Source organism: Nostoc sp., from assembly GCF_036917395.1.
In the GTDB taxonomy this organism is placed as follows: Bacteria; Cyanobacteriota; Cyanobacteriia; order Cyanobacteriales; family Nostocaceae; genus Nostoc.
On record NZ_JBALDI010000057.1, the window covers coordinates 12,345 to 25,448 of the forward strand.

Consider the following 13,104-nt stretch of genomic DNA (forward strand, 5'->3'; position numbering starts at 1 on the left):
AGCTTGGTTATAAAGTTTTGAGATATTCGACTAATGCTTGTTTATCTTTGGCGAGTAAATCAGTGCCATAGATATGTCCTTGGTTACTATTACCAGGAACGCTAATGTCATATTTAAAACCTACACGTTGCGCTTCTTCTCCTTCGGAAATAAAGCCAACTTTTTTCTGGTCGTAAACATCAAATCCTCGGTAAAAAGATTGGGGACGATTCTCTGGTTTTTCTAACAAGTCTTGTAGGGATGGCACTGAACCGTTATGGAGATAAGGCGCTCTTAACCACATACCATCAAGGGAGACAGATACATAACCATTGGTCTTCCGCAACTCGTTGAAGTCCCAAGAGTAACCATCACCAAATTTGTTGTAAGTATCTGCTGCTTGCTGCGTCCACATATCTAGACGGTGGCGGTCAGTTCCTACTTCATCAACAGGAATCACCTTACCAGTCCTTTCGCCGCCAAATGCATGACAAGATGCACAAGTGCTGCTAAAAATCTCTTTTCCTTGTGTAGCTAGTTGCTTATCAACTGCAAACGGATATTTTGGAGGCGATAGTTCCGAAATATAATCTTCTACCCGTTGGAGATCCTCTACTGGTAGAGACTCTTTAGTTGCACCGTCACCAATAGCGCCAGTCTGCACCGTTTCTCGCAGCGAAGTTTCTAAACCATCCCAATGCAGGGCAAAGTTTTGGTGTTGCTTTTGATTCCACAGAGGCATCATATCTGAGTTCCCAATGGTGTCATCTTTGGGCAACTTTAAGGTAGTGAACTTCACAGGGTTAAACGGGTCAATTCTACCTGGACCCCAATTGGGACGAGAATCAGTCCAAGCAAAGTCTGCTTTTTGTTGCAGCAGCCCTTTCTTTGTTTGGGGAATAATTACAAAGCGATAAAGCAGGTTTTCCCACCAGGGAAACTCATGGCTATATTTGATTTCATCAAGGATATAGTCAGGTTCAAATCTGGGGTCGCTAGCAGCATTACTGAGAAAGCGGACATAGCCTTGAGAATCAAATTTATTTGCAGGTCCAGCTGCAATGATTGTTGGCTTATCTTTGATGTTTTCTCGATAAGTAGCATGATGACAAACAGCACAAGTTATCCCAACTCTAGGAAACCCAATTGTTTTTTTAGCAAAACCGACTGGTAACTCTTTACCTTCTTCCCATGTAATTCCCAAAGAAGTATAACCACCTGGGCCTGGTAGCTTATCGGGAAATATGCGCGGCAATACTAACCAAATCCAATACGGTACACCTTGCGCCTGTTCTGTACCAATAGAACCATATTTAAAATGATCCTCTGGTAACTCATAAACTTCGCTAGGAACTTCGCGGAAAAGGTTGTACCATCCCACGTAACCCACAACCCCAAAAATCAGGACAATAACTACAGCAATTGAGGTGATTATTTTCCCTAATTTTGACTTAAGTATTGCCATAAACTTAGGTTTATCCTTGCTAAAGTGTCCTTCAAAGTTTCTTCATGTACTCAACAATTGCATCTTTCTCTTCTGGGGAAAGATCAACGCCGTACAAGTGACCGCTGTTGCTGTTACCATCAAGTTTTGTATCGAACTTGAAGTACTTTTTACCATTTTCTTCGGCTATATCAGAGACAAAGCCAACTTTTTCTCTATCAATAACGTCGTAGCCCCGATAGAATTCTTTTGGTCTGTTCTCTGGTTTTTCTAGTAAATCCCGTAGGGTGGGGACTGAACCATTGTGCAAATAAGGGCCGCGTAACCAAACACCATCAAGGGGCATATTTGCATAGCCATTAGTCTTGCGGAAATTTTTAAAGCGCCACGGATAACCTGCATACAGGGTATTTTGGTTAGAGATGGTTTCATAAGTAAATGAATCTAGGCGATGCCGATCTGTACCAATTTCTTGAATTGGTACAACTTTGCCTGTATAGGCACCACCAAAAGCATGACAACTAGCACAATTACTTTCAAAAAGTGGTTTTCCCTTCGCTGCTAAAGTTTCGTTAACTTCGTAGGGATATTTTGGTGGTGGTAGTTCCCAAAGCCAATCAGCAATTCGTTGAATTCGAGGCAAATCAATCGTGGTGGGTGTGACTCCAGTCCCTAAAGCTGCACTCTTATTTCGTTCATCAACGGAAGTGTTATTGCCATCCCAATGTAACTGCAATCCCTCGCGGGGTTTTTGATTCCAAACGGAGGGGAAATCAGAAGTACCAATCAATTCATCCTGACGCAATTTATCCATTGGGAAATGGAATTGAATTGCTTTATAAGGATTAAAAGTATCTACTCTTCCTGGGCCCCAATCTGGTTGTTTTTCAACAAACTTAAGTCGATATGCCTGATTAATTAGTGCATCTCTAGTTTGGGGAATTGCAATGAAGCGATAAAGTAATTTTTCAATGGGATTAAGACCACCACTGATTTTTTCAATTTCTGGCAACATCCGGTTAGCAGTAAAGCGCTCATCCAGACCAACTGCTGATAAAAACTTGATATATCCCTGCAAATTCAGCACATTAGCAGGCATGGCTGTAATCACTTGATGTTCGCTATTAGGGGTATTTCGCAGTGTTCCTGTATGACATACAGCACAATTCAACCCAATGCGATCAATAAATACTCTCCGTTGCGAAAAACCTACAGGCAAATCTTTGTCAGGTTCTTTGATAAATCCCAAAGAAGTATAACCTTTTCCAGGTAATTTATCTGGGAATAATTCTGGTAGAACTTTCCAAATCCAGTAAGGGATGCCATTGATGGGTTCGCTGCCGATTGAACCATATTTAAAGTGGTTTTCAATGTCAGCAAAATCCACTGGGGAGTTAGACAAAACAGGCCAAAGCAAAAAGACTGCTACTGCTACAACACCCACAATCACAACCCAAATTCGCTGGAAGACTCCCTTGATTGAGGTCGGGAGTAGCGTAGGGTTTGTTTGTTCAGTCATGAAACACTCCCTATATTGTCGAGATTATCTGTAAGCGAAATTATTAATGTAATACCCATCGCTTTTTTATCTAGATAATTTTGCCAGCTCAGTTTGATGAAAGACTGACATTACTTCTTCCATCATCTCTTCATAGCTATTGAAGCGATCCTGCTCGTAACAACCTAAGGGGTTTTCAATTACATTTAGCAGGCATTTATTGCAATAGGTACAGGGTTTATCTGCCAGGTCTTTACCTGCTTTAAAAGATTTAACTAAGTCATTGTTAGCAATTAAGGTTCGAGCCATTGTGACGCCATCGCAATAATGATCGTTAATTGCCTGACGAATATAAGAAGCCTGCTGTAAACCACCAGTACATAATACCGGAATATTAACGTGCTTTTTAATTTCTCTTGAATCCAGCAAGTTTCTGCCTTGGTTCTCTATCAGTAACTGCTTGATTTTGGGGTCTTTTACATCATCACCACTAAATGCTTGAGGAGGCAATTGCTTTTTCACGCGGTTCCATAAAAGATTGAAAATTGGATGCAAAAATGCTTTGCGGAATAAAATGTAGTTACGTGTAGTTTCGATGCCACTTGACAACATAGCGTCATATGTTTTACTAATGATATCGAAATTAAAATCACCAATGGGATTAAGTGGGTGAGGAAACAAGCTACCAGTTGACACATGCACGCCATCAGCCCCAGCTTCTTCTGCCCATTTACAAACTTGGATAGAATCTTCGATAGTATTACCTGGTTTTTCCCAAAAGGTGACGGCGTTGTTATAGTCAACGGCACTAATTTTGAATTGCAGGTGAAAGTCGTTGCCTACTTCTTTACGGATTGCTCTAATTACATCTAGCAAAAACCGCGCTCGATTCTTTAATGAACCACCGTATTCATCTTGACGGTCGTTGATTCCAGAACTGAGAAATTGATTAAAAAGATATCCATTCGCACTGTGCAATTCTACCCCATCTAACCCTGCTTCACGGGCACGTCTAGCACCATCGGCAAAGTATTGGATTGTTTCTTTAATCTCTGCTAGTGTCATCGCTTGACACAGAAATCCGTGGAATGGCTCAGTTTGGCTGGTGGAACTTAACGCTTTTTTTCCTGAGTTTTCTATACCGCCAATGTCCTGTTGTCGCCCAGAATGGCTTAATTGCAAGATAAATTTACAATCATATTCGTGGACTTTTTCTCCTACTTTTCGCCAAAAAGGAATGTGCTCATCACAGTGAATGGTGGCGTAATTGGGCATAATTCTGCCCCGGATGGCGACTGGGACAAAGGAAGTAATAATAGCCCCTACACCACCACGAGCAAACTTTTCTTCCCAGTTGATTCGGGCTTGGGTACCTGAACCATCATAGTTATCCCACCTTCCAGAAATGCTAGAGCGAAATATCCGATTTTTTACTGTGAGATTACGGAATCTCAATGGTTCAAAGATAATATCGTTTTCCATGTGTTCCTCTATCTTTCGTGTTGTTTCGGCAATACGATTCGGCTTGGTGAATTCTTCGTAGCACTAATTACCTCGCTAGAGAACTGTTATTTATAGTGTCTCTGGGAGGGCAATTGTTTATGTCTACAAATCCACAATGCAGGTTTTCGGATGCGATCGCTAAGTATTAAGTTTTTGTTACCTAGATTTGCCTACCAAGTTTCAGCATGGATGTTTATCCTCATTGGTTTTTACAGTTATATAAAGACTTTTGCAGTTTATAAACCTACATGACTCACGGAGCAATTCTTAAAAAAAGCGAAAACTTTGGTCTTTTATTTTCTCTGATGTTAAAGCAACCTTAATAGAAGCTGCTAACAATTTGTGACCAAGTTAAGTAAGTACGTAGGGGATAGATATAACCTTAGCAATTTGGTTCTTGAAGGCTATTGTAAGTTTACAAGTTTTTAAATTTTTGATTTTATGTGTACAAAAAAGCACAATATTATTTATAAAACTTGTGTAGTAAGTTCATATATAACGAACCTTAGTAAGGTACATTTTAAATAATCAAAAATATCCCAAGGTTAAATCCGGAAAATGGAATAACGATGATGGAGCATTAGTGTACCTCTGCAAACGTGAGGTGCAGTGGAGAAGATTTAGGTGTTACAACCAGAGAGTTTTATGAAAAAGACAAGTCTAATTTTGAAGGGCTGTCTGCTCCTGCTGTTCGTGACTATGTTTATAGTCTGCGGCTTTTATGAAACGCCTACAGCTCTAGGTGATGAGTATAGTGAAACATCTGTACCCATAAGTACTGAGTACTCTGATACGGGTGCATCCGAATACCCTGATAACTGTGAGGGTATCGGTTATCTCCCAGAGTACACAAAGGAGAATTTGACAGATGCTGAGAAACGCGGTCGTTGCACCTGGTACTTATGGACTGGCGGTAATGACAAGTACTATCGTGATTTAGCGAAGCGAACGCGTGGCGGTGCTGATCTGCTAAAGCTGATTGATTCGGATAAGCATGATCAGCGATTCAAGCTCTATGGCGCAATTAACGATCCTGGATGTGAAAAATCGACATCAAAAGATGAATACGGATTGCAGCTAGATAAATGTAAAGACCCATTCTCAACTGGTGTTATTGGGCTGCGTAAGTTCCCCAACCCCAACTTTGATCAAGCAAAATGGAATCCTGTTGAATATGCCAAAAATTCACAAGTCGAGCCTCCCTACTTGATCGGGCAGTCTTGTGCCATCTGTCACGTAGCGTTAGATCCCCTCAACCCACCCAAAGACAAGGAACACCCAAGATGGGAAAACCTCGTACCAGCATTGGGTAATCAGTACATCAAGGAAAACAAATTCTTTGACACCAGTGTTGCGGACAATAGTTTTATTAAGCAAGTACTTAACTCTCAGAAACCCGGGACTTCTGATACGTCACGGATTGCCACCGATCACATCAACAATCCGAATGCGATTAATGCCATTTTTAATTTAGGCGATCGCCCCAAATATCCAGAGGTGATGAACGATGGTTCAACTAAGGATGTTAATCATATTCTCAAGGATGGCGCGGACTCTACAGGAGTACCAATTGCCTCACTACGCGTCTACGTCAACATTGGGATGTGCGGCGATTACTGGACAAGTCTGCATGAGCCTTTATTAGGGAGAACTCCACAAAAACCTTTTGATATCGAAAAGGCGCGGAAGGACTGCGAAGGCTGGAGACAGACAGAAGCACGCATGGCTGATGCAGAAGCATTCTTAAAAAGCATCAAGCCGATGCACCTGAAAGATGCACCGGGTAGTGAAGAATTCTTAACTAAAGACGAGGAAGTTCTCAAACGTGGCAAGCTTGCTTTTGCCAGCACTTGTGCTAGTTGTCATTCCAGCAAAAAGCCACCTGCTGAGATTGCTGCTGACCCCGAACAGGCTCAGAAATGGTACGAAGAGTCTGTACTCAGTAGTAATTTTCTCGACCACAACTTCTTGTCTGATGACCAGCGTTATCCGGTGACACTAATTGGTACCAATGCGGCGCGATCGTTGGGGACAAATGCTACCAAGGGGCATATTTGGGATCAGTTCTCGTCGAAGACCTACAAAGAACTACCGTCACCAGGTACTTTGACGCTGTACAACCCCTTGGATGAGAAAAAACCGATCGAATTTAAGATACCGGACGGCGGTTTGGGATATTACCGTACACCTTCCTTAGTAAGTATTTGGGCAACAGCACCACTTCTTCACAACAACACACTAGGACTTTACAATGAAGATCCTTCAGTGAAAGGACGTGTAGAAGCCTATACGGATGCTATGGAAAAGCTGCTGTCACCTGAAAAGCGTCAGGGAATTATCAGTAAGACAGATCGAGATACCAAATTAGACCTTCCCCCAGGAGATCCGAATCCGAGATTTAGGATTCCTGTTCCAAAAGGTACGCCTGTGAATTTGCTGGCTAGCATCAATATTAGGGAGGCGATTACATCCCTCAATCTCAACAGCCTTTTCCAAGACTTGAAACCAGAGGGTGGAATCAAGGGTAAGTTGGCACGCGTGCTTTTAAGAGCTAACAAGTCTCCTGACTTCGTTGAGGATGAGGGTCATTATTTTGGCTCAAATCTACCAGATGAAGATAAGAAAGCCTTAATTGAGTTTGTGAAAATGTTCTAAGACCAATATGCTTGGGTTTATGATATTTGGCCCCGGAAGATCCCCCCAATCCCTCTTTTTAAGGGGGGCTTAATTTCCTCCTTTTTAAGGACGGTTAGGAAGAATCAAGCCTTATTGGTTCTAAGACAGCTTGTCTGGATGCTGCACTCGTTTCCAGGTTAAATCTGGGAACGAGCAAAAATACTTAAATTAAATAGTAGAGGATATATATGCAGTATTTACCGATCATCTTCGTTCATGGATATGCAGGTACACAAAAAGACGTTGAGCAAACGGTCGATGATCCGTTTTATGGCTTCAATAGCGGTTCAACTCATATTCGAGTGGATGAGGAAGAAAATCCCCACAAGTTTTTTTTCGAGAGTCCATTACTGCGGCTAATGACCGATCATGGTTATCAACCAATTGTTGACAATCAGAATGTGAGCAATCAGATTAAAAAATTGTCTGGGCAACTTAATAAAACTATTTGGATCTACCGATTTTATGATATCTCTACACCCAGTTTTGGCTCTAAAACCGGAGTTCGACAGGAGATGGAGGATATAGCTAAGGGTTTAAGAGACTGGATAGAGAAGGTCAAGGAAACGACGGGTGTAGGCAAAGTTTATCTTGTCGCCCACTCAATGGGGGGACTTGTTTGTCGCAGCTTGATTCAAAAGATTTATCCAGAACAAGGAGAGCAAGCTGCCGATCATATTGACAAATTCTTTACCTACGCCACACCTCATGGTGGGATTTATTTTGAAGTCGGGGGTGGCTTGCTCGAAAATCTTAGAGACAGGTTCCAATTGAATAATTCTGATGACTTTGGCCCTCTGCGGATGTACCAGTATTTAACACCTGATGCCAAGCCAACCGATAAGTTACCCGATAACTTTCAGCTAGAAAAACTACAAAGCATCGAGAATGCATTTTCGCCAAACCGGGTTTTTTCTCTGATAGGCACTAATGCACATGATTATGAAGAAGCTTTTGGTCTTTCACGCACGACTGTTGGGGTGAAAAGTGATGGTTTAGTTCAGATCGATAGAGCCTATATCCTCGGATCTCATCGTGCCTATGTTCATCGCTCTCATGGTGGGCGTTATGGCATAGTGAACTCGGAAGAAGGTTATCAAAATCTGCAACGCTTTCTGTTTGGTGATATCCAGGTGAAACTGTCTCTGAGCAATGTCGAGTTAAAAGACTTGGACAAGAAATTTTATCAACTGGAAACTAGGGTTGCTTTGCGTGGTCTTCCTATTCCTATATATGAGCAGGCGATCGCTCATTATTGCCCAATCACACAAGAGTTAATAAGAAAAGATAAAGCTAAACCCATTCCCTTGTTTACAGCTTTTTTAATCCCAAGAAACTCAGCTAGTGATGATAACGTCTGTAGATATGCCCTGCGTTTAGCACTGTATTCCTTCAACAAACAAGGGACGAATTGGTTGCTTGACAGTCATCTCGACCAAGTACCCCTATGGTCTGACTATCTAATTACTGATGTTGTCGCAACAGATGGCACATACGAGGGTAAATACAGCTGGAATTTCGATCAAAAAGAGCCAGTAACTAATTTAAATCGGAATCCCGAATCTAGTTCAGGGGTATATGTTGCATATGTTCTTCTGCCTGAACGTGGGCAAAGAGTCTTAGGAACAAATGCGGCAGTTCGCTTGGAAATCTCCAAATGGCAATAAATGTGATTGTTAAGTAGTAGTCACTCAAGCCAACTTTGAGGAGTGATAGTAGGAAATAGGGAGTAGAGAAAGGTTTTTTCGTTTTGTTAATTTGGATACCTAACAAATTTGCTGCAAAATCTTGAGGTACAAATTCAATGGATTTAGTCAGATTAGAAAACTGGTTGGATAATGGGGCGTTTGCCGTTCTATTTGTTACCATGCTGCTGTACTGGGTCGGCACAGCTTTTAAGGACATACCTTATATATGGATTTTAGGAACAGCTGGGATGGCGATCGCTAATTTGTCTATTGCAACTCTACTTGGGGCGCGATGGTTAGAAGCAGGCTACTTTCCTTTAAGCAATCTTTATGAATCTCTATTTTTCTTAACTTGGGGCATTACAACCATCCATTTAATTGCCGAAAACAGGAGTGCTAGTCATCTTGTGGGAGTAGTTACAGCACCTGTAGCAATGAGCATTACTGCTTTTGCAACTTTAACTTTGCCCTCTTCAATGCAGCAGGCAGATCCTCTAGTACCTGCGCTCAAATCCAATTGGCTAATGATGCACGTGAGCGTGATGATGCTCAGTTATGCAGCGTTGATGGTTGGTTCGCTGCTAGCGATCGCCTTTTTAATTGTGACTCGCGGTCAAAATATCCAATTACAAGGTAGTTCTGTAGGCACTGGGGGGTATCGTTTGTATAAATCTCCCACGCTAGTTGTTCAATCAGAAGTAACTGTTTTTGCAGCCAGCAGCAGTACAACCGCAGTTTTGGATAAAGTCAAAACATCCCCAATCCTCAATTCTCAAACTCTTTCACCACAGCGTCTTAGCCTTGTAGAAACTCTTGACAATATCAGCTACCGCGTTATTGGGCTGGGTTTTCCGCTCCTGACCATTGGCATTATTGCTGGTGGAGTATGGGCAAATGAAGCTTGGGGTTCTTACTGGAGTTGGGACCCAAAAGAAACTTGGGCGCTAATCACTTGGCTAGTTTTTGCTGCCTACCTCCACGCCCGGATTACTCGTAGTTGGCAAGGGCGTCGTCCGGCAATTTTAGCGGCAATCGGCTTTGTTGTAGTTTGGATTTGCTATTTGGGGGTTAATATCTTGGGGAAAGGACTACATTCCTATGGGTGGTTTCTTTGAGCTTGTACCACAGAAAAAGTGATGTAAATTTTAATATTTGTTTAGCAAAATACTGCTTGTTGTTCTGTAGTAAGTGATTAGTTATGGTTAATTAGCACTTCTTTGATTATTCTGGTGAGAAAATAATTAAGGTCAAAGAGTGTTAGGTTACTAATGACTAATAACTAATGATTCATTTGTTTTCAGGCTGTTAATAAAGGAAAAATTATGCAGAGTAATCGTAAACAAACGGCTCTTATTACTGGTGCATCTGGCGGCATCGGTTATGAATTCGCTAAGTTATTTGCTCAGGATGGTTACAATCTGGTGTTGGTAGCTAGAAGTGGGGACAAGCTGAATAAAATCGCCGATGAATTTAAAAATAAATTTGGTATTGATGCCAAGGTTATTTCTAAGGATTTATCTAACCCATCAGCCCCAGAAGAAATTTTCACTGAGTTAGAACAAGCATCTATCAGAGTTGATGTGCTGGTGAATAATGCTGGTTTTGCTACCTACGGATTATTTCACGAAATCGACCTGAATGCTGAACTGCAATTGCTACAGGTTAATATTTTATGTCTCACACATTTAACCAAGTTATTCCTCAAGGGTATGGTTAAGCGGGGGTCTGGAAAAATATTAAACGTGGCTTCGACTGCTTCTTTTCAACCAGGGCCGCTGATGGCAGTATACTACGCTAGTAAAGCCTATGTCTTGTCGTTCACAGAAGCGATCGCTAATGAATTAGAAGGTACAGGTGTTTCTGTGACGGCGCTTTGTCCAGGGCCTACAGAATCTGGTTTTCAACAAAGAGCCGCAATGGAAGACTCAAAGCTGGTAAGCGGTCAAAAGATTATGACTGCGGAAACGGTAGCCGAGATCGGCTATCGTGGTCTATTGGAAAACAAAACTGTTGTTGTTCCTGGAATTAAAAATAAGCTCCTCGCTGAATCCGTAAGATTTACTCCCAGAAAGCTAGTGACTAAACTAGTTAGAAACATGCAGGAAAGCAAATAAGTTGTAACTTTAGGGCAGACCGAAAGAAAGAAGACGCGGTGAAAGAACTCTCCGCGTCCTCTTCATTTAATCCCCTTGTGGATGCTCATCCCACAAGGTTGTCAGTTCCCGTAAACTTTGATGATTGCCATTGCCCAAAATCAGATGATCTAATACCGGAATGCCCAAAAGCTGCGCTCCTGCTAACAACTGACGCGTTAACTCTATATCTTCGTGGCTTGGTTCAAGGTTCCCAGAAGGATGGTTGTGAGCAACTATTACCCGCGTTGCACCTTGGCGAATAACTTCTCGAAAAATATCACGGGGAGAGGCTAGGGTTTCGGTTGCGGTACCAATGGTAATTACTTGCGTACCCAGCAAACGATTCTTGACATCTAACAGCACCACTGCAAAACGTTCTTTTGTTTGCCACATCAAATCTTGACTGAGGGTAGCAGCAGCAGCAAGTGGGCTATCAATTAATGTGCCATCTAAAGGTCGAGATTGAAAGGCGCGTTTGCCCAATTCAATTGCTGCTAAGATACTTGTCGCCTTCGCTGGGCCAACACCAGAAATTTGCATCAACTCAGCGGGTGTAACTTCTCGCAGAACTACCAAAGGATCACGTTGGTGTTTGCCTAATTCGCTCAAGATATATTGTCCCAAACCCACAGCAGATAATTTTCCCGGTCCTTGACCAGTGCCTAGAAGAATTGCAATTAACTCCGCTGTGGCTAAAATTTTGGCACCATGCGTCATTAGCCGTTCACGCGGACGCTCATTTGTAGGTAGGTCGGCAATTCTAAGGCAATAGGTCATAAACTAAGATAATCGTCACCACACATCAAACTATCCTTAGTTATCCCTTGTTTGCTCTATAAATCATCTTTATTTGATAAAATCTTTAATATTTTGCAATTCTCTCCTTTCGGCACATCTTGCCTTCACAAGAATAACGGTCATCAATAGCAAGATGTTACGTTTAGAGTTAGGCGACTTTATCAATCGGTGAGGACGAGGCAATTTGAAAGTTATCTGTGAAGCTTTGCGGTGCCGTTATGCGTGTGGTAATTGAGATTAGATCAGTGTTAGTTTACCTAATGTAATTCAATAATCTGTGATAAATCTCCGATATGGAACTAAATATCCGTGACGGGTTTCATTTAACTAGCATTTACCCCACAGATAAAACTGCTTACTTGGAACATTTCAACGACAGAAGTATTTCCTATACAATTCCTGTCATCCCCTATCCCTATACAGAAGCTGCCGCAGATTGGTGGATACAGCATAGGCTTGAGTTTTTGAGAGAAAATGCAAGAGAAATATCCTTTGTACTTCGCAACCCTGAAGGTTATTTAATTGGTTCAGTTGGTGTAGATGACTTAAAAGTTGGGAAAGCACATAGAGCAGAGATTGGCTACTGGCTAGCTAAAGCATATCGTGGGCAAGGATTAGCTACTGATGCGCTCCATGTTTTTGTTCAGTACGCGTTTGATAATCTCGAAGTGATTCGCCTAACTGCTCATGTTATTGATTTCAATATCGCTTCAGTGAAGGTTTTAGAGAAAAACAGATTTAAGCTAGAAGGGTGCTTAAGGCAACATACGAAAACTCAAAACGGTATATTCAATACACTTGCCTATGGTTTGCTTAAAGACGATAGTATGAGCGCATAATTGTTATACCAAAGTTAAACTAAGCTGCAATTGGTGCTAGCTTTAATAAAAAAATTTTATATAGCAGCAGCACACCATGTCATCCGCAGCGATCGCTAGTGTAGTGAAGATGATGGAGTCTTTATCTGTTGAGGTACAGGATAAAGTTGCAGAGCATCTTTGAGGATACATTAATGACTTACAAGATGAAACTTAGTGGAACGAATTTTTCCAGAGAACGCAACAAAAACTTGTAACTGCTGCACAGCGTGCTAAACAAGAAATCGCCCAAGGACAAGCTAAGGCGTTGGATTATGATCAACTATGAAATCCGCAGTGCTGCCCTCATTTGGGTCTGAATATAGGCAGTTAAGCGATGATATCAGACAGAGTACTAGGAAAACTTACCGATTGTGGGTACACAATCCATTTCACCCATCTTTGCATTTCAAGTGCATCAATAGCCAAGAGGGTATTTGGTCTGTAAGAGTGACAAGAGGTTATCGAGCGCTTGGGGTGCTAGAAGGTGATACGGTTACATAGTTTTGGATTGGCAGCCATGATG

10 protein-coding genes are annotated in these 13,104 nt (G+C 41.8%); 6 read left to right on the forward strand and 4 right to left on the reverse strand.

Going from position 1 to position 13,104, the window contains the following annotated elements:
- Positions 1 to 7: 7 nt before the first annotated feature.
- The 3 genes from V7K46_RS19705 to V7K46_RS19715 all read right to left on the reverse strand — a co-directional run bounded on the left by V7K46_RS19705 (position 8) and on the right by V7K46_RS19715 (position 4,403).
- Positions 8 to 1,444 carry a cytochrome c gene (locus V7K46_RS19705; RefSeq protein WP_335116017.1) on the reverse strand — a complete coding sequence of 479 codons (1,437 nt, stop codon included), beginning with the start codon at positions 1,442 to 1,444 and terminating at the stop codon, positions 8 to 10.
- A 31-nt stretch (positions 1,445 to 1,475) separates the two neighbouring features.
- Positions 1,476 to 2,942 carry a cytochrome c gene (locus V7K46_RS19710; protein ID WP_335116019.1) on the reverse strand — a complete coding sequence of 489 codons (1,467 nt, stop codon included), beginning with the start codon at positions 2,940 to 2,942 and terminating at the stop codon, positions 1,476 to 1,478.
- Positions 2,943 to 3,008: 66 nt separating this feature from the next.
- Positions 3,009 to 4,403: an NADH:flavin oxidoreductase gene (locus V7K46_RS19715; RefSeq protein WP_335116021.1), complete on the reverse strand. Its 1,395-nt coding sequence runs from the start codon at positions 4,401 to 4,403 to the stop codon at positions 3,009 to 3,011.
- Between the two features lie 666 nt (positions 4,404 to 5,069).
- On the opposite strand from V7K46_RS19715, the gene V7K46_RS19720 reads away from it, so the two are divergent.
- The 4 genes from V7K46_RS19720 to V7K46_RS19735 all read left to right on the forward strand — a co-directional run bounded on the left by V7K46_RS19720 (position 5,070) and on the right by V7K46_RS19735 (position 10,902).
- Positions 5,070 to 7,079, forward strand: coding sequence for a hypothetical protein (locus V7K46_RS19720; RefSeq protein WP_335116023.1), 2,010 nt, complete (start codon positions 5,070 to 5,072; stop codon positions 7,077 to 7,079).
- Positions 7,080 to 7,288: 209 nt separating this feature from the next.
- Positions 7,289 to 8,767: an alpha/beta fold hydrolase gene (locus V7K46_RS19725; RefSeq protein ID WP_335116025.1), complete on the forward strand. Its 1,479-nt coding sequence runs from the start codon at positions 7,289 to 7,291 to the stop codon at positions 8,765 to 8,767.
- A gap of 137 nt (positions 8,768 to 8,904) precedes the next feature.
- Positions 8,905 to 9,903 (forward strand): c-type cytochrome biogenesis protein CcsB, encoded by a 999-nt coding sequence (gene ccsB / locus V7K46_RS19730; RefSeq protein WP_335116027.1) that lies wholly within the window; start codon positions 8,905 to 8,907, stop codon positions 9,901 to 9,903.
- A gap of 207 nt (positions 9,904 to 10,110) precedes the next feature.
- Positions 10,111 to 10,902 carry an SDR family NAD(P)-dependent oxidoreductase gene (locus V7K46_RS19735; protein ID WP_335116029.1) on the forward strand — a complete coding sequence of 264 codons (792 nt, stop codon included), beginning with the start codon at positions 10,111 to 10,113 and terminating at the stop codon, positions 10,900 to 10,902.
- Positions 10,903 to 10,968: 66 nt separating this feature from the next.
- Here V7K46_RS19735 and radC read toward each other — a convergent pair whose 3' ends face one another.
- Positions 10,969 to 11,700 (reverse strand): RadC family protein, encoded by a 732-nt coding sequence (gene radC / locus V7K46_RS19740; RefSeq protein WP_335116031.1) that lies wholly within the window; start codon positions 11,698 to 11,700, stop codon positions 10,969 to 10,971.
- Positions 11,701 to 12,014: 314 nt separating this feature from the next.
- Between radC and V7K46_RS19745 the strand changes: the two genes are divergently transcribed.
- Positions 12,015 to 12,560, forward strand: coding sequence for a GNAT family N-acetyltransferase (locus tag V7K46_RS19745; protein WP_335116033.1), 546 nt, complete (start codon positions 12,015 to 12,017; stop codon positions 12,558 to 12,560).
- A gap of 303 nt (positions 12,561 to 12,863) precedes the next feature.
- Positions 12,864 to 13,082, forward strand: a complete 219-nt coding sequence (locus V7K46_RS32115) for a ParE family toxin-like protein (protein ID WP_442939855.1) — start codon at positions 12,864 to 12,866, stop codon at positions 13,080 to 13,082.
- Positions 13,083 to 13,104: the final 22 nt, after the last annotated feature.